The sequence below is a fragment of the Latilactobacillus fragifolii genome, assembly GCF_905332535.1.
GTDB lineage: Bacteria > Bacillota > Bacilli > Lactobacillales > Lactobacillaceae > Latilactobacillus > Latilactobacillus fragifolii.
Genome location: NZ_CAJOCF010000001.1, coordinates 467,720 through 486,193, shown reverse-complemented (window position 1 = coordinate 486,193; position 18,474 = coordinate 467,720). Strand labels below are relative to the sequence as shown.

The 18,474-nt window shown below is 42.6% G+C and carries 18 protein-coding genes and 1 riboswitch; of the genes, 17 read left to right on the top strand and 1 reads right to left on the bottom strand.

Annotated features, from left to right (window positions below):
* Positions 1-20 precede the first annotated feature (20 nt).
* From dnaE to J7Q78_RS02275, 12 genes are all read left to right on the top strand, one after another.
* Positions 21-3,359: a DNA polymerase III subunit alpha gene (dnaE, locus tag J7Q78_RS02330; RefSeq protein WP_208422343.1), complete on the top strand. Its 3,339-nt coding sequence runs from the start codon at positions 21-23 to the stop codon at positions 3,357-3,359.
* A 128-nt stretch (positions 3,360-3,487) separates the two neighbouring features.
* Entirely contained in the window at positions 3,488-4,447 is a 960-nt protein-coding gene (gene pfkA / locus J7Q78_RS02325) for a 6-phosphofructokinase (RefSeq protein WP_154242087.1), read from the top strand.
* Positions 4,448-4,527: 80 nt separating this feature from the next.
* Positions 4,528-6,288: a pyruvate kinase gene (gene pyk / locus J7Q78_RS02320; protein WP_154242086.1), complete on the top strand. Its 1,761-nt coding sequence runs from the start codon at positions 4,528-4,530 to the stop codon at positions 6,286-6,288.
* Positions 6,289-6,446: 158 nt separating this feature from the next.
* A complete protein-coding gene (locus tag J7Q78_RS02315; protein ID WP_154242085.1) occupies positions 6,447-6,908 on the top strand; it encodes a DUF441 domain-containing protein in 462 nt (153 codons plus the stop codon).
* Between the two features lie 25 nt (positions 6,909-6,933).
* Positions 6,934-7,842, top strand: coding sequence for a CvfB family protein (locus tag J7Q78_RS02310; protein WP_154242084.1), 909 nt, complete (start codon positions 6,934-6,936; stop codon positions 7,840-7,842).
* Positions 7,843-7,875: 33 nt separating this feature from the next.
* Entirely contained in the window at positions 7,876-8,394 is a 519-nt protein-coding gene (locus J7Q78_RS02305) for a Fur family transcriptional regulator (protein ID WP_208422342.1), read from the top strand.
* Positions 8,395-8,406: 12 nt separating this feature from the next.
* Positions 8,407-9,291 (top strand): site-specific tyrosine recombinase XerD, encoded by an 885-nt coding sequence (gene xerD / locus J7Q78_RS02300; RefSeq protein WP_208422341.1) that lies wholly within the window; start codon positions 8,407-8,409, stop codon positions 9,289-9,291.
* A 75-nt stretch (positions 9,292-9,366) separates the two neighbouring features.
* Positions 9,367-9,735, top strand: a complete 369-nt coding sequence (locus tag J7Q78_RS02295; protein ID WP_154242079.1) for an N-acetyltransferase — start codon at positions 9,367-9,369, stop codon at positions 9,733-9,735.
* A gap of 8 nt (positions 9,736-9,743) precedes the next feature.
* Entirely contained in the window at positions 9,744-10,496 is a 753-nt protein-coding gene (locus tag J7Q78_RS02290) for a segregation and condensation protein A (RefSeq protein WP_208422340.1), read from the top strand.
* Positions 10,480-11,109, top strand: a complete 630-nt coding sequence (scpB, locus tag J7Q78_RS02285) for an SMC-Scp complex subunit ScpB (protein ID WP_154242076.1) — start codon at positions 10,480-10,482, stop codon at positions 11,107-11,109. Before J7Q78_RS02290 ends, scpB begins: the two co-directional genes overlap by 17 nt.
* A complete protein-coding gene (locus tag J7Q78_RS02280) occupies positions 11,110-11,880 on the top strand; it encodes a pseudouridine synthase (protein WP_154242074.1) in 771 nt (256 codons plus the stop codon).
* 54 nt (positions 11,881-11,934) lie between these two features.
* A riboswitch (FMN riboswitch) is annotated at positions 11,935-12,070 on the top strand.
* 125 nt (positions 12,071-12,195) lie between these two features.
* A complete protein-coding gene (locus J7Q78_RS02275) occupies positions 12,196-12,777 on the top strand; it encodes an ECF transporter S component (RefSeq protein WP_154242073.1) in 582 nt (193 codons plus the stop codon).
* Positions 12,778-12,837: 60 nt separating this feature from the next.
* Here the strand turns inward: J7Q78_RS02275 and J7Q78_RS02270 are convergent, their stop codons facing one another.
* Complete coding sequence (locus J7Q78_RS02270) at positions 12,838-13,068, bottom strand: ferredoxin (protein ID WP_208422339.1); 231 nt, start codon at positions 13,066-13,068, stop codon at positions 12,838-12,840.
* 34 nt (positions 13,069-13,102) lie between these two features.
* On the opposite strand from J7Q78_RS02270, the gene J7Q78_RS02265 reads away from it, so the two are divergent.
* The 5 genes from J7Q78_RS02265 (at position 13,103) to rpsA (ending at position 18,337) form a co-directional block, all read left to right on the top strand.
* Positions 13,103-14,143: a helix-turn-helix domain-containing protein gene (locus J7Q78_RS02265; RefSeq protein ID WP_208422338.1), complete on the top strand. Its 1,041-nt coding sequence runs from the start codon at positions 13,103-13,105 to the stop codon at positions 14,141-14,143.
* Entirely contained in the window at positions 14,130-15,575 is a 1,446-nt protein-coding gene (locus tag J7Q78_RS02260; RefSeq protein ID WP_208422337.1) for a RecQ family ATP-dependent DNA helicase, read from the top strand. Before J7Q78_RS02265 ends, J7Q78_RS02260 begins: the two co-directional genes overlap by 14 nt.
* A 68-nt stretch (positions 15,576-15,643) precedes the next feature.
* The gene (locus J7Q78_RS02255; RefSeq protein WP_208422336.1) at positions 15,644-16,306 is read left to right on the top strand and encodes a LysM peptidoglycan-binding domain-containing protein; all 663 of its coding nucleotides are present in this window, start codon (positions 15,644-15,646) and stop codon (positions 16,304-16,306) included.
* Between the two features lie 65 nt (positions 16,307-16,371).
* Entirely contained in the window at positions 16,372-17,031 is a 660-nt protein-coding gene (gene cmk / locus J7Q78_RS02250; RefSeq protein WP_154242067.1) for a (d)CMP kinase, read from the top strand.
* Between the two features lie 94 nt (positions 17,032-17,125).
* Positions 17,126-18,337 carry a 30S ribosomal protein S1 gene (gene rpsA / locus J7Q78_RS02245; protein WP_208422335.1) on the top strand — a complete coding sequence of 404 codons (1,212 nt, stop codon included), beginning with the start codon at positions 17,126-17,128 and terminating at the stop codon, positions 18,335-18,337.
* Positions 18,338-18,474: the final 137 nt, after the last annotated feature.

The window sequence follows — 18,474 nt, the reverse complement described above, 5'->3', positions numbered from 1 at the left end:
GAAGAAAGAAGGGGCGTTGCTTGCCATTTGTTCAACTACAGGTTAAGAGTACCTATACGCTCTTGGAAAGTACCACTAGAATTGATGCATTAATTGAACGTGCTAAGGCACGTGGCTACCGCAGTATTGCGCTGACGGATAAAAATGTCACTTATGGGTTGGTTGATTTTTATAAGGCGGCTAAGGCGGCTAAGTTACAGCCAATCTTAGGTTTGACGCTTGAAATTGGTGGACTGCTTCAAGCGGATGAGCGCTTTCCGCTCATTGTCTTAGCGAAAGATTTCGTTGGTTATCAAAATATTCTGAAGCTTTCTTCGAAGATTATGACTCAAACTGATTTGGTTTCATTTACCGCTATCACGCAGTGGTTAAGCCACTTAGTGGTCATTACGCCGGCCCAAGATGGTGAACTAGTCCGCTTACTTTTACAAGCAGAGGATTCGGCAATGACATATTTGACGCAACTCCAGGCAGCTGTTGATCCGGATAGCTTGTATTTAGGAATCAGTGCTAAGCAAGCAGCAGCTCCCCAACGGCGTTGTTTAATGGCGTTGAGTCAGGCGACGGCAATCCCATTGGTTGCATTAGGTGATGTGCGCTATTTAGAACCAGATGACGCTTTTTCAGTGCAAGTGTTACAACATATTAAAGCCGGTACGCAAGTCAATTTCCGTGATGGGGATCAAACGACCTCAGGTGGTTATTACTTGCAAACGGCTGATCAAATTACAGCCGAATTTGAAGCATTGCAGTTGGCTGAAGCTGTGCGAAATACGGATAAGATTGCCCAACTATGCCAAGTTGAGTTGCCTTTCAAGCGAGCTCAACTACCACGGTTTAAAACACCGCATCAAGAGTCGGCAGCGGCTTATCTAGAACAACTGAGTCAACAAGGCTTACAAGCACGCTTTGTCAATCAAGCGATTCCACGACAGTATCAGGAACGCTTGCGGTATGAATTGCAGATTATCAACGAGATGGGCTTTGCCGATTATTTTTTAATCGTTGCCGATGTGATGCGTTATGCCCATGAACAACATATTATGACGGGCCCGGGTCGGGGCTCTGCTGCCGGGTCGTTGGTGGCCTATGCGCTGATGATTACTGATGTGGATCCGATTCAATATCAATTACTGTTTGAACGTTTTTTGAACCCTAATCGGGCGAATATGCCCGATATTGATTTAGATATCCCAGACAATCGCCGCGATGAAGTGTTAGCATATGTCTATCATAAATATGGTCGTAATCATATGGCACAAATTATTACCTTTGGAACGCTTGCGGCTAAAATGGCGTTACGTGACGTGGGGCGGGTATTTGGTTTAAGTCAGTTTGAAATGAATGATTGGGCTAAGGCGATTCCAGATGTGCTTAAAATCACGTTAAAAGAAGCTTATCAACAATCACAACCTTTAAAGAATTTGGTGGCTGATTCCACTAGAAACCGGTTATTATTCGAGACCGCTCAGAAACTCGAAGGATTACCGCGACACTATTCAACGCATGCGGCGGGAATTGTGTTGAGCCAAGCCCCCTTAACCGATACGGTTGCCTTACAAAGTGGTGGTGAAGAGATTGAACTCACGCAATTACCGATGGGGAATGTGGAAGAACTTGGCCTATTGAAGATTGACTTTTTAGGGTTACGTAATTTAGGGATTCTCGCCAATATCGTGAAGTTAGTTGGCCAGCAAACTGGCCAGCCGTTTGACCCGCACGCCATTCCATTGGATGATCCTAAAACACTTGCTCTATTTCAACAAGGTGATACTAATGGTATTTTTCAATTTGAATCACCAGGCATTAAGAATGTTTTGCGACGTCTGGCGCCGAGTTCATTTGAAGACGTTGTGGCGACAGATGCCTTGTATCGGCCCGGTCCAATGGAAAACATTGACGTGTTTATTGCTCGTAAAAGTGGTCAAGAACCTGTCACTTATCCGGACGAGTCATTAGCCGATATATTAGCACCAACGTACGGCATCTTAGTCTATCAAGAACAAGTTATGCAGGCCGCGTCCAAGATGGGGGGCTTTAGCTTAGGCGAAGCCGACTTATTGCGGCGAGCAATGAGTAAGAAGAAAAAAGCGGTAATTGATGCTAGTCGGACGCAGTTTATTCAAGGTGCGCTCGAACGAGGCCACACAGAGGCCGCTGCCACAACGGTTTATGATTATATTGAACGGTTTGCTAACTACGGATTTAATCGCTCACACGCTGTTGCTTACAGTAAAATTGCTTTTTGGTTGGCTTATTTGAAGGTTCATTATCCGGCAGCCTTTTTTGCAGCTTTATTAAATGCCGTTTTGAATAATCCGGCGAAGACGAAAACTTATCTAGCAGAGGCTAAAAAACGCCAGCTTAAAGTGTGGCCGCCGGATGTTAACCGTAGTCAAAGCTACTTTAAATTAGTTGATTCGGGGATTATTTTCGGTCTCTTTAGCATTAAGAAAGTCCGTCGTGATTTTGTGGCGGCCATTATTCAGGAGCGGACAACCAACGGGCCGTTTAAATCGTTGTTGACTTTTTTGCAGCGAATGGATTCTAAATTCCTTAAGCAAGAGGCATTAGAAGCCTTGATTTATAGTGGCGCATTCGATCAGTTTAATCCTAATCGCAATGCACTGTTAGCCAACTTAGCCGACCTACTTGATAGTGTGAAGCTGTCGGGGAATAACGTCGATTTATTTGCTGTATTAGCGCCGAAAGAACGGGCCGTTTCGAATTTAACCTTAACCGAACGGCTAGATAAAGAAGCTGAATATCTGGGGGCGTATGTTTCGGGGCACCCGGTTGAAAAATACGATCGTGTGCGTCAACATTACCATGTACCCGATATCAGTGATTTATCCGCCGAGCAATCGGTCCATTTGGTCCTATTCGTTCGCCGAATTAAAGTAATTCGGACTAAACGGGGGGACCAAATGGCGTTTGTAACGGGGCAAGATGCAACCGGTGAAATTAGTGTGACACTCTTTGCAAGCATCTACCAGCGAGTTAGCGAATGGTTACAAACCGGGCAAGTCGTTTTTGTTGCTGGGAAAGTTGAGCAACGCCGTGATTTGCAAGTGGTTGCTAACCAGATTCAATTGGCACAAGATGCGCAAAAGGCACTCCCAAAGGCGACCCTGTATTTACGGGTTCAAACGGCGTTGACGAGTCAGGTACAACAACAAATGTATCAATTGTTACAAGCAAATCGGGGGACAACGCCAGTTATTTTGTATAAGGCAGCCGATAAACAGTCAATTCTATTGAACGAGCGCTATTGGGTTGCAAGCAATGAAAAACTAACAACTGCGCTTACAAACCTTTTAGGGACGGGCAATGTGATTTTAAAAGGGGTTGACCAATAAATAAATTGCGCTATCTTTGCGAAAATCTTCGCAAAAGACAAGACTTATTTTCTGAAAAGTGATAATATATTAGTGACTTTGAAAGACCAACTGGTTTTTTAAGTAAAATATTTGCCTGGGGTGAAAAGATGAAACGCATAGGTATTTTGACAAGTGGTGGGGATGCACCCGGTATGAACGCTGCCATCCGTGCCGTTGCAAGAAAAGCAATGCATGAAGGCCTTGAAGTCTATGGTATCAATTATGGTTACGCTGGTTTAGTTGCCGGAGATATCTTCAAGATGGACCCAATTACGGTTGGCGACAAGATTCAACGTGGTGGGACATTCTTATACTCAGCACGTTATCCAGAATTTGCACAAGTCGAAGGACAATTGAAGGGGATTGAACAACTCAAGAAATTTGGGATTGAAGCTTTGGTTGTCATCGGCGGTGATGGTTCTTATCACGGTGCACTTCGTTTAACTGAACATGGTTATAATGCAATTGGACTTCCAGGGACAATTGATAACGATATCCCATTTACGGATCAAACAATTGGTTTCGATACAGCTGTTAACACAGTGCTTGAATCAATTGACCGGATCCGTGATACAGCTGCTAGCCACGAAAGAACTTTCGTTGTGGAAGTAATGGGCCGCGGTGCTGGTGATATCGCGCTTTGGGCTGGTGTTGCCGGTGGCGCCCAAGATATTATTATCCCTGAACATGATTTCGACGTTAAGGCCGTTGCTGATAAGTTACGCGCTTCACGTGAACATGGTCAAAAACATGCTGTCATCGTATTGGCTGAAGGTGTTATGCACGCTGATGAATTCTCAGAAAAACTTTCTGAATATGGCGATTTCCACTTACGTTCAACTGTTTTAGGACACGTTGTTCGTGGCGGGGCACCAACCGCTAGTGACCGTGTGTTAGCAAGCCGTTTAGGCTCAAGAGCAGTTGAATTATTGCTTGAAGGCAAAGGTGGCGTTGCACTTGGGATTGAAAAGAATGAGATTATCGCCCATGATATGTTAGACTTGTTCAATCACAAGCACCACGCAATGCTAGATCTTTATGATTTAAACGAAGATTTAGCTTACTAGATTCATCGTTTCATAGATAAAATTGTTAAAATGACTGAAAAGTCTTTTAAAAAATAGACATAAAAGGAGAGATTCCACTTATGAAGAAAACCAAAATCGTAAGTACACTTGGACCCGCAAGTAACAATGTTGAAACTATTGCAAAATTAATCGAAGCAGGTGCTAATGTATTCCGCTTTAACTTCTCACATGGTGATCATGAAGAACATTTGAGCCGGATGAACATGGTTCACGAAGCTGAAAAATTAACTGGTAAAACAGTTGGTATCATGTTAGATACAAAGGGTGCTGAAATCCGGACAACTGTTCAACAAGGTAAGAAATTTGAATTACACACTGGTGAAGTGGTGCGTATTTCAATGGATGATACCCTTGAAGGGACACCTGAAAAAATCGCTGTTACTTACCCAGGTCTATACGATGACACACATGTCGGCGGACACGTTTTAATCGATGATGGTTTAGTGGATCTTAAAATTATTGAAAAAGACGAAGCAAACAAAGAACTTGTTACTGAAGTTCAAAACGATGGGATGGTTGGCTCACGTAAAGGGGTTAACGCACCTGGTGTTTCAATTAACTTACCTGGTATCACAGAAAAAGATGCTAGCGACATTCGTTTTGGCTTAGATCACGATATCAACTTCATCGCTGCAAGTTTTGTTCGTAAACCTCAAGATGTTTTAGATATCCGTGAATTATTAGAAGAAAAACATATGGAACACGTTCAAATCTTCCCTAAGATTGAATCACAAGAAGGTATCGACAACATTGACGATATCATGAAAGTTTCCGATGGTTTAATGATCGCTCGTGGTGACATGGGTGTTGAAATTCCATTTGAAAACGTTCCTTTTGTACAAAAGAGCTTAATTAAGAAATGTAATGCAATCGGTAAACCAGTTATCACAGCAACCCAAATGTTGGACTCAATGCAAGAAAATCCACGTCCAACACGTGCTGAAGTTAACGACGTTGCGAACGCTGTTATTGATGGGACTGACGCAACAATGCTCTCAGGTGAAAGTGCTAACGGTGACTATCCAGTAGAAGCTGTTGCAACAATGGCCCGTATTGATGAAAGAACAGAAAAATCATTAACAGACCGTGATGCATATGCATTGAAAGCATACAGCAAGACGAACTTGACAGAATCAATTGGCCAAGCTGTTGCACATACTGCACGCAACTTAGGGATTAAGACAATCGTTGCTGCTACAGAATCAGGCTCTACAGCTCGCATGATTTCTAAATACCGTCCACAAGCCGATATCTTGGCTGTTACATTTGACGAACGGACTCGTCGTGGTTTAACAATTAACTACGGTGTTTACCCAGTTATGGCTAAGAAACCTGCTAATACAGATGATATGTTCAACTTGGCTACTCAAACAGCTCAAGAACACGGTTTTGCTAAAGAAGGCGACCTCATCTTGATTACTGCTGGTGTTCCTGTTGGTGAACGTGGCACAACAAACGTTATGAAGATCCAATTAATTGGTTCAAAATTAACCCAAGGTCAAGGTGTTGGCGATGAAACAATCGTTGGCAAGGCAGTTGTTGCTTCAAATGCTAAAGAAGCTGCTGAAAAAGCAATTGATGGTGGGATCTTAGTGGTTAAATCAACTGACAAAGATTACTTACCAGCAATCGAAAAATCAAGTGCAATCGTTGTTGAAAACGGTGGTTTAACATCACACGCTGCTGTTGTTGGTATCGCAATGGGTATCCCAGTTGTTGTTGGTGCTAAAGACGCAACAGAATCTATCAAAGATGGTGAAGTTGTAACTGTTGATTCACGTCGTGGTATTGTTTACCGCGGTGCTACCAACGCCCTTTAATCATTTGTGAATGATTAAAGGCGGCCCCCTCCAAAAGAGGGGGCTTTTTTTGTTTTAAAAAGAATCTAAAAGTAAGAATCATAAATTACTTTTCTGAAAATACTGACAAGTCGTTCATTTATCGGTACAATGGTAGGGAGACTTTATTGGAGGTTTACATGGAAAGTTGGTTATTTTTAGTAGCGATTTTAATCGTCGCGTTGTTAGCGAAAAATCAATCTTTAGTCATTGCGACCGCGGTTGTTTTAATAGTAAAGATATTCCCAATTTCAAATAAGGTACTGCCCGTAATTCAAGCTAAAGGCATTAATTGGGGGGTGACAGTCATCTCGGTGGCAATCTTGGTCCCAATTGCAACTGGCCAAATTGGGATTAAAGATTTAATAAATGCCTTTAAAACACCGGCAGGTTTTATTGCAGTTGGGTGTGGCGTGCTAGTCGCTGTGCTATCAGCAAAGGGCGTGGGGTTATTAGCTGCTAGTCCTGAGATGACAGTGGCCTTGATTTTTGGCACCATCATGGGCGTTGTTTTTCTAAAAGGCATTGCGGCTGGTCCCGTAATTGCAGCAGGGATTACCTATACCATTTTAACGGTTTTTAATTTAGTACCAATTCATTAATGAATAAGAATAAAAGAGGTCAACTATGAATGAACTAATCGGGCAAGTGATTACTTGCTTAGTAACAGATGAAAATGAAACAGCCTTCTTTGTCCAAAAAGACGGCGTGACATTTGCGTTAAAGAAAGAGCATTTAGAACAAGAAATTACAATCGGTGAAACGGTCACTGGCTTTGCTTACGAAAACTCAAGTCGAGAATTGGTTTTGTCAACGTTTATTCCTAAGTCACGCGTGGGGCATTATGCCTTTGGTGAAGTGGTTGAAACGCGTCGCGATTTAGGCGTTTTCGTCAACATTGGTTTGCCAGATAAGGACATCGTCGTGTCACTGGATATTTTACCAAGCATTACGAAATTATGGCCCAAACCCGGCGATCGCTTAATGATTGCCATTGAAGTCGATCAAAAAGGACGGATGTGGGGTCAGTTGGCTGATGAAAGCATCTTCCGATCAATTTCAAAAGGTGCCAAACCAGAAATGAAGAATCAAGACGTGATGGGGACGGTTTATCGTTTGAAGCTAGCTGGAACGTTTATTTTAACGGATGACTTTTACATTGGGTTCATTCACCCTTCTGAACGTGAAGCAGAACCACGTTTAGGGCAACAAGTTAAAGGGCGGGTCATTGGTGTGCGTCCTGAAGGTAGCTTGAATGTTAGTTTGAAACCGCGGGCATACGAAGAAATTGGGGACGACGCTGAAATGATTATGGCTGTTTTAAAACGGCAACCCGATTATGCGATGCCGTACACTGATCGGAGCGATCCAGAAGCAATTAAGCGTTACTTTGGGATTAGTAAAGGTAGTTTCAAACGGGCATTAGGGCGATTAATGAAAAATGGCTTAATTACCCAGGCAGAGGGCCTAACGCGGTTAACTGAAAAAGGGCAAGCTGACATTGCCCCAATTACAGATGATGAGAAGCAAGATTAAGCTTTTTTGAATGATTGAAAAGGAAGTTGCTAAATGGATAAAGCTGAGCAATTAGACCGAATATCCGAGCAGCTACAAGCGGCCGGCTACAAATTAACAGCACAACGATCAGCAACAGTGGCGGTCATTTTGGACCACGCCCAAGCCCACCTGAGTGCCGAACAGATTTTCATGGCAACTAAAGTGGTAGTCCCTGAAATTGGGTTGGCCACTGTGTATCGAACCCTTGAAATGTTGACAGAACTCCATATTTTGAATAAGGTCCGGTTTATCGAAGATGGGATGACCCACTATGATTTGTGTGAAACGGATCAACACCATCATTTTCACCATCACTTGTTGTGTCTGCAATGTGGGGCCGTTGAGGAAATTCATACGGATTTATTATCTACTGTGGAACAACAAGTGCGTGATGATTATACGTTTGCAGTGTTAGATCATCGGTTAACCTTTCATGGGATTTGTGCGCGGTGCCAGCAAATTAATCAACAAAACGGGTTACCAGCTAATCAATTGGATCCTAAGCGCCAAATTGACGTGACACAGTTGTAAAAGAGGAAACACATGGATGATTTAATTCAAGATTATATACACTATCTAAAAGTTGAACGCGGTCTTTCGGAAAATACGCGACAGAGTTATCGGCAAGATTTACAGCAGTTTGCGGCATTTTTGCAACGCCAACACGTTGCTAGCTTTACTGAAGATCGGTTTCTAATTTTGAACTACTTGCAAGAACTAACTGATGCGCATAAGGCGCAAAGTAGTATTACGCGCAGTATTTCAACGTTACGCAAGTTTTATCAGTATTTAGCACGTGAAAAGCAGATTATGCAAAATCCGATGCTTCAGATCGATTCACCCAAACAAGGTCGTCACCTACCAGCGGTCTTATCGTCGGCTGAAATTGAGCGACTATTGACAGCACCAGATACAAGTACCGCACTTGGATTACGCGATCGAGCGATTCTAGAGGTCTTATATGCAACAGGGTTACGCGTTAGCGAGTTGATTCATCTGAAGATGGCTGATTTGCATTTGTCATTGGGCTTAATTCAAACACTTGGTAAAGGGAATAAGGAACGGATTATTCCCATTGGCGATGTGGCAATTGAGTGGATTAATCGATATCTCGATCATAGTCGGAATCAATTGACCAAGGGCCGTTCTAATCCATATTTGTTCGTTAATTTCCATGGCAATGCCTTGACGCGCCAAGGCATTTGGAAGAACCTAAAGAAGCATGTTAAGACGGCTGGTATTGAAAAAGATATTACCCCCCATACATTACGGCATTCGTTTGCTACCGTGTTGCTTGAAAATGGTGCGGATTTGCGAATCGTGCAAGAATTATTGGGACATGCAGATATTTCGACGACTCAAATTTACACGCATGTTAGCAAGAAACATTTGACAGAAGTTTACCAACGGAGTCATCCGCGTGATTAAATTAAATTTGTCGCGCTTTATAAACTATGGTAGAGTTAATGCTATTAGAACTTTGTTTGATCAATGGAGGTCAACATGTTATTCAAGTATAAAAACGATTATGAAAAAATTGCGATGGGCTTTTTATCCTTTGTACCGGATTTAAAAGAGGTCAGTCATGTACAAGCTGAATTGGCGCTCTATACGTCGGATGATCAACGTAATTTATATTTATGGCGCAATGAAGCTGGTGATTTTGCAGGCGTTGTAGGGATTGAACTTGGTACGGACTATATTTTAGTGCGCCATATTTCATTAAACCCTTCCGAACGCAGTGACGAGAACTATTTTGCCATGTTAGATGAGTTAGCGGCGCTTTACCCGGACAACCGCGTGATGGGGGCGTTAGAGACTGCGCCATTGATTGCTAAATGGGAACAACATCAGAATACAGAAATGGACTAGAGTGACCAATGACTGAACAATTAACGTTGGTCTTAACTGATTTTGAAGGACCACTCGATTTATTACTACACTTAATTAAGCAAACTAAGATTGATATTTATGATATTCCCATTGCTGAAATCACCGCGCAATATCTTGATTACTTGCACCAAATGCAAGTATTGAAACTAGATATTGCAGGTGATTATTTAGTAATGGCGGCGACATTGATGAAAATTAAAAGTAAGTTGCTCTTACCGAAGGCTCCGGAATTAGTTGAAGAAGCACCAGTAGAATACAGCGATCCACGGCAAGAATTGGTGGAGCAATTACTGGCGTATCAAGCCTTTCAAAAGGTGGCAACGGTGTTACAAGAACGCGAATTGGAACGACAACAGCTTTTTGCCAAGCCAGCTAGTAGTAATCCAGCTGAAAAAGTAGTGCCACTGGCACGCGGTGTTATTAAGCCGCGCGATTTAGCTGCCGCTGTATCTAAAATGTTGGTTGAAGCGCAAGCCAAGCAACCAGTCTTCAAAACGGTCCAAAATGACGAAATTTCGATTACGGATAAAATGACTTGGATTGTGCGTCATGTAGCCGCTCAACCGGTTGCTTTTGAAACGCTAGTTATTGTTAAAGCTGATCGTGACGAGATTGTCACAACATTTTTAGCCGTGCTAGAATTGATGAAGGATCGAAAAATTATTTGCGAACAAGCCGACTATGATGCACCGATCATGGTTCGATTGAAGGAGGGCATTTCAGTTGAATCATCTCGCTGAAATTGAGAGTTTATTATATGTTGCGGGTGACGAAGGGATTGCGCTTGCACAAATCGCACAGCTCATTCATCTTGATGAACCGGCAGTCCGCCAGTTATTAGAAAAATTGGCAAATCGTTATCGTGGCAACGCTGAATCGGGATTGAATCTTATTCAAGCCGAAGAGATCTATAAATTAGTAACCAAAAAAGAATACGCGACGTTATTGAAGACCTATTTTGATGGACCAGTTTCAACCAGTATCAGTCAGGCTGCGCTTGAAGTATTGGCAATTATTGTCTATCGCCAACCGATCACGCGGATTGAAATCGATGAGGTTCGGGGGGTACAAAGTAGTGGGGCTATCCAGACTTTGTTAGCCCGCCAATTAATTAGCGAAAAAGGGCGTAAAGATGCACCTGGGCGGCCAATTTTATATGGGACGAGCACTTATTTCTTGGATTACTTCGGCCTTGAATCGCTTGATGAATTACCACCACTTGAACAATTGGCACTTGATGCGGATATTGATGACGGTGAAGGTGATTCAGTAGACTTGTATTACCGCCAATTTGAACAAACGTTAAATGAAACAGATACGACGTCGGAAGCGATGTCCAAAGGAGAACAATAAATGGAACGATTACAAAAAGTGATTGCAAATGCTGGAGTGGCTTCAAGACGGAAAGCAGAAACCTTAATTGCAACCGGGCATGTCACCTTAAATGGTGAAGTGGTGAAGGAAATGGGCATCAAGGTTGATAGTACAAGCGATCATATTGAAGTTGATGGGGTACCATTAACGCGTGAACGCAAGGTCTATTATGTCTTGTACAAACCACGCCAAGTGATTTCGGCGGTGACAGATGATAAGAAACGCCGGGTTGTCACGGAATATCTTGGGGATATCACTGAACGGGTTTACCCAATCGGACGGTTGGATTACGATACATCTGGGTTATTACTGTTAACGAATGATGGCGATTTTGCTAACATGATGATGCATCCGAAATATAAAGTCGACAAGACTTATATTGCGAAAGTTTCAGGACTTCCAACTGCTGAGATGTTGCGCCAATTGCGTAAAGGCATCGTCCTCGAAAAACGTAAGACCGCGCCTGCTAAGGTAAAAGTGGTCTCGACTGATCGTCGCAAAAACACTGCGATTTTAAGCATTACGATCCACGAAGGGATGAATCATCAAGTTAAGAACATGCTGGCTGCGGTTGGCTTACCCGTAACGAAGTTGAAACGGGAAACGTATGGTTTCTTAACGTTAGACGGTTTAGTTTCTGGTGAATATCGTGCTTTGAAACCAATTGAAGTAGCAGAATTCAAAAAAATTGCTGAACTAAATGAAAAGCCCAAGCACAAAAATCGCCCTAAACTAACACGGCATGATTAATGAGTTGCTTTTAGTCCGTTAATTTGCTATGCTTATTGCAATCAAATATTAATGGTTCGTCTTCAGGGGCAGGGTGTAATTCCCGACCGGCGGTAAAAGTCCGCGACCTACGACAATGTTGATTCTTGTGGTGGCTGAACTGGTGTGATTCCAGTACCGATAGTGAAAGTCTAGATGAAAGAAGATAGGGCTTATTTGGGTATGAATGTATGCAAGTAAGGTCTGTTAATCGCCCTGATTAACAGACTTTTTTTGATGCAGTCAGCCTTGGCGAAGTCCGCTGACGAAGGCAACCTCATCTGGAGGGTGTTAGTAATGCAAGTTTCAAAAGTTCGTACGATGATTGGGGTCGCAATGCTGGGGGCAATTTCGTTTGTCGTCATGTTTTTCGAATTTCCGATTATTCTCACATTTCCGTTTTTAAAAATTGATTTTAGTGACGTCATTGTTCTGTTAGGGACGTTCGTTTACGGACCGATTGGAGGGATGGGTGTCGCATTGATTCGTTCACTGCTACACTTTATCATGACTGGTGCCAGCTTACCTAGTTTGGTCGGCGATGTTGCCGGTGTTTTAGCATCCATCTGTTACATGCTCCCCTTTTATTATTTATTTAAACGCCAGTCGCGTGTTTTAGTCGGCCAAGCAATTGCGGGTGTTGCGGGGGCCATCAGCATGACCATCTTCATGTCATTTGCTAACTGGCTCTTCATTTTACCGCTTTATATTAAATTGATGGGTCTAAATTTGGGGATGTCGACAGCCAAATATATTCTATTTGGCTTAGTGCCGTTTAATTTAATTAAAGGGGCCCTCGTAACGGTGGTTTTTGCCGTCTTATACTTACGGATCTTACCTTGGCTAAAACAACATATGCAAAAACCAATTGCTAAATAGATGGCAACAAAAAAGGTTGTGTCCAAGCGGGCACAACCTTTTTTATAGGGCGTAAATATGCTACGATGAAAATGGCGTTGATTGACGTACAATTGCACCAGTTGGACAGGACGTGTAAGCCGCTTTAAACGCAATGCGTTCTTTGGGATCTTCGATTGGCGTCGTGCCTTGGTTATGATCAGGTTTAAAAAAGGCAATGCCTTCTTGATCATAATCGAATAATTCGGGGGCCTTTAATTGGCAGAGGCCACAGGCGATACAGCGTTCCGGAATAACTTGACTATAGAGCATTGAATTCACACTTTCTCAATAAAGGACTTAATTGATGATGTTAATGGCATATTTACTATGCTTGTTAGCGCCTGAGAAAAGACGGTATCAAGCAATCTATTATACATTAATTGGTAAACGGACCACTTCAAATCTATATGCCGCTTTAGCATATGGTTTATTAAAATGGCTTCAAATTTATCCTAATCTAGAACAGGCACAATTTCAAGCGGAATTAAAACGTCTGCAGACCAATGGCTGGATTGCAATGGATGAGCGATATGTTTGGTTAACCGTTGCGGGTCAACAAAAACAAGCTCAATGGCAAACAGCATTAGTTTGGCCAGTACACTATGAAGGGCCACAAATGGGGCATTTACCGCAATTTACTGCTCGGTTGATGCTCGCCGTTCAAATTGTTTCGGAATATCATCATCAAAATTCACAGTATTACCCCTTGGCAACAAGCATGAAGGACCGCGTATTGGTGGTTAGTTGGTTCAAACGGCATAAAGGAACCCCTAATTTTAGCACCCAATTCCAGGCAGAACTGACGCAATTATTCGAACAGTTAGATTTGCAACAAGCTGATCTAGTGGCCAATCAACTGCTTGGTCATCAAGTCTTAGGAAAAAGCCAACAACAACTAGCACAAGCTTTAGGTAGCCAATCATTGACGGTTCGCGTGCGAACCATCGATGCTTACGCACAAATTTTGGGTATTTTATTGGCAAGCCAGGCGACTTATCCCTTGCTCAGTGAATTGGTGAATCAAGCTGAAACCCAGCTAAGTCAGAGTACGTTACAGACTTGGCAATTGATTCAACAAGGGGCGAGTATTGAACAAATTAGCCAGCAACGACGGGTTAAGGTTGGGACGATTAAAGAACACCTCTTAGAAGCGGCAATGCTACTGCCGCAGTTCCCGTTTGACCGATTTTTAGCGCCGACAATCATCCAAAAATTGGGGATGCTGATGACTGAACAGCCAACGCTTAGTTTTAATGCAGCTCAAGCAGCATTGCCCGGCTTAGATTTTTTTGAGTATCGGCTTTATCAAATTCAAAGGTTGGTGATTTCCCATGAGCACAGATGAACTGATTTATAAAGCGCTAAAAGAACGGTTTGGTTATGAGACATTTAAGCCAGGGCAACTGGAAGTAATTCGTTCAGTTTTGGCAGGCCAAGCGACTTTGGCGGTTTTACCGACCGGGACGGGCAAATCATTGTGTTACCAGTTACCAGCCTATCTTCTGGGCCATACCACGGTTATTATTTCACCTTTAATTGCACTGATGCAAGATCAGGTGGCACAGTTGAATTATCAAGGTGAAAAAAAGGCGGTTGCCGTTAATTCGAATTTGGAGCCACGACAAAAGCATGCATTGTTGCGCCGGTTGTCACAATATCGCTTTATTTTTATGGCGCCAGAAACCATTAGTCAACCAGCAGTTATTCAAGCACTACAACAATGTCAAATTGATTTATTAGTCATCGATGAAGCCCACTGTATTTCACAATGGGGGATTGATTTTCGGCCAGATTACTTAGTCCTTGCGCAAGTCAAACAGCAACTAAACCCTGGGGCAACGCTCGCATTGACTGCAACAGCCGACGCACAAGTCCGGCGTGATATTTTGACTAAGTTGGCTTTACAGTCAGCCAAGCGGATTATAACGTCAGTTGATCGCCCGAATATCTACTTAGGTGTTAGCCAGCAGGCAGATGAAGCCAGTAAGAATACTTTCTTGCAGCAATTGGTGACGGAAAGTCAAGGACCGGGAATTATTTATTTTTCAAGTCGTCAAAAGACGGTTGAGATTGCGGCTTTCTTGCAACAAAAGACGGCGATGAAAGTTGCCTATTACCATGCGGCCCTTTCGACGCAAGAGCGGTTCATTATCCAGCAGCAGTTTATGCAAGGACAGTTAGACGTTATCTGCGCAACCAATGCATTTGGAATGGGGATTAATAAAGCCGATATTCGCTACGTCATTCACTATCATTTACCGCAAAATATTGAAAGCTATCTACAAGAAGTCGGTCGTGCAGGGCGCGATGGGCAACCAGCGTATGCAATGTTACTCGCAACACCGCAAGATACGTATCTTCAGCAGTCATTAGTATCATCAGGGATTCCAGCGGCTGGGTTGATCCGGCGTTTTTATCAAGAACCGACCTTGTTTAAACAAAGCCAAGGAAACGAGTTTGACTTATTACGCCGGTACCAGCAAATTGGCATGGATGAACAGGCCGTTAGTGAGCTGTTACAGAATCGACAAAAAGAAAAGCATTTTGCACTTCAAACAATGGTCGATTATTTAAATCTACAAGGTTGTCGGCGGCAATTTATTGTGAATTATTTTGACGAGCACCCCCAACAGGTTGACCATACTGAGGGCTGTTGTGGTGAACAGGGTTCAACTGCTTTTTTAGAAAAATTTAATTTAAAAACGGTAATTGATGATAAAGCCCCTAAAATAGCCGGTTTAGACCATTGGGACGGTATTTTAAAGCAATTGTTTTAGAGATTTTCTGGGTATTTTAAAAGGGTCTATGGTACAATATCAAAGAATACCAATAGGGAGGGCCGTCAATGCTCAAAGATGATAAGAAAAAATTAGATAATCAGACGGAAGGCAAACCCTGGGAAAGCCAGTTTGATGATGATCGTGATGATCGTGGAAATTTATCGCGTGTTGCTTCCAAGAGTAAGGAAAAAGGAAATACATATTTTGCCATTATTCTAGGTGTACTACTTGTTTTAATGATTGCATTTCCGATTATTGCCTATACGATTCATTCTAGCCGGGCCAACCGCCCAGTTGAGTCGAGCAAGATTGTCGTTAATACTTCTGATAGTGACAGTGCTAGTGCTTCTAAGAAAGAAGCTAAAAAAGCGAAGGCCGCTAGTGAAAGTGCCGCCAAAGCTGCTAGCGAAAGTAAGGTCCGCCAAGCTGAAAGTGAAAAAGCGGCTAGTGAAAGTCAAGCAGCTGAAAGCAGTAAACAAGCTGCACAAGCAGCTAGTGAAAGCCAAGCACAAGCACAAGCAGCGACCCAAAATAATAGTAGCGAAGCAACAGCGCAAAGTAGCAGTTCAAGCGAAACAACGGGTGGTTCTTATACCTTGAAAGCAGGCGAAGGCTTATACCGCGCAGCGGTTAATAATGGCTTAACACTCAATCAACTACTTGCATTAAATCCAGGCTTAACAGCCAACTCACAAGTAGCACCGGGAACGGTCCTAAAAGTTAAATAATAAGCACTACTAAAAGGCCTGGGAAACTCCCAGCCTTTTTTAATGATTTTTTCAGGAGGCAGAATATGCAAATTGCAATTGATGGACCAGCATCATCTGGGAAAAGTACGGTCGCCAAAATTGTGGCCACTAAATTAGGGTTTGTCTATGTTGATACGGGGGCTATGTACCGAGCATCAACTGTATTGGCCCAAAAATTGGGTTTAGATTTTGGGGATGAAGCGGGCATTTTAGCCGCTTTAAAACACGCAGACATTCAATTCAAGCCTGATCAAGCAGGACAAAAAGTTTTTTTAAATGGTGAAGACATTACATTAGCCATTCGGACACCTGCAATCACGAATAACGTCTCACAAGTCTCAGCTTTAGCCGGGGTGCGGACTGAAATGGTGGCCCGGCAACGTCAGCTTGCAGATCAAGGCCAAGTGGTCATGGATGGACGCGATATCGGGACAACAGTGTTACCTACGGCTGAGGTTAAAATTTTTATGGTAGCCAGTGCCCAAGAACGGGCCAAACGCCGTTACGCTGAAAATACGGCTAAGGGGATTATGACGCCGTTAGCAACGTTACAAGCCGAGATTGAATTACGTGATCAAAAAGATAGTACACGAGCAATTTCACCCTTAAAAAAAGCGGCTGACGCTATTGAAATCGATACAACCCAGTTAACAATCGACGAAGTAGTCGACACAATATTAGCAATTGTAAAGAAAAATATGTAATTTTATCGTTGAACTAGGCAAAATAACTGGTAATCCGAATCGATATCAACTAAAATAGTATCTGTATAGATAGTCGTTAAGGAGGATTTTAGCTATGAGTGAAGCTAATTTGAATAGCACCCAAAGCAGTGATGCAATGGCAGCTGCTTTAGACAGTGTCCACGAAGTCAAAGTTGGGGACGTTGTTAAGGGTGAAGTTTTAGCAATTGAAGATCGACAAGTGATTGTCGGCATCGAAGGAACAGGTGTTGAAGGGGTTGTGCCTCAAAAAGAATTATCAAGTCAACCTATTGAAAACATCGCAGACGTTGCCAAAGTAGGCGACCAATTAGATTTAGTGGTCATTTCAAGAATCGGTAACGATAAAGAAAATGGGAGCTACTTATTATCTAAACGGCGCTTAGAAGCTCGTAAAGTTTGGTCTGAAATTGAACAAAAATTTGCTAATCAAGAAACAATCACAGCTAAAGTCATCGATGTGGTTAAAGGCGGCTTAGTCGTTGATGCTGGTGTTCGTGGTTTCGTACCGGCTTCAATGATTTCTGATCGTTTCGTCCGTGATTTAAGTAGCTTTAAAGGCCAAGAATTAACTTTACAAATTATTGAAATTGAACCTAGTGAAAACCGTCTAATCCTTTCACGCAAGGCATTATTGGAACAAGAACGGCAAGCTAAGTTGCAAGCTATTTTCGAAAAAATGTTACCAGGGGATGTTGTTGAAGGAGAAGTTGCTCGTTTAACAAACTTCGGCGCATTCATTGATTTAGGTGGCGTTGATGGCTTAGTCCACATTTCTGAAATTTCATACAATCACATTAACCAGCCCTCTGATGTCTTAGAAGTTGGTCAAAAAGTGCAAGTGAAAGTCTTAAGCTTAGACCAAGAAAAAGGCCGGATTTCATTATCCATTAAAGATACCCAACCTGGTCCTTGGGATGATATTGCTGATAAAGCACCAGTTGGAAGTACTTTAGAAGGGGTCGTTAAACGACTAACTACATTTGGCGCCTTTGTTGAAGTTTTCCCTGGGGTTGAAGGCTTAGTGCATATCTCACAAATTTCACATCAACACATCGCTACCCCAAACGATGTTTTAGAAGAAGGTCAAACGGTTCAAGTCAAAGTCTTATCAGTTGATCCTGAACAACAACGTTTAGGGTTATCAATCAAAGCGCTTCAAGAAAAACCTGCTGGCGCTAAGGATTCAGATCATGAAGATGTCGCCCCTTCTGACTATGTCATGCCAGAAGAAGAAACCGGTTTTAGTATCGGCGATATGCTTGGTAAAACACTAACCGATAAATAATTTTTTTAAAGTCATATGCAAAAAGGTAGGGTCTGGGACAAAACTAGGTTTTGTCCCAGACCCTACGTTTATGTCGGTGCTTGATTAGTACGACGCAGAGGAAGCGACAGTTTAGCGGACTTTGTCGGAGTGACCTT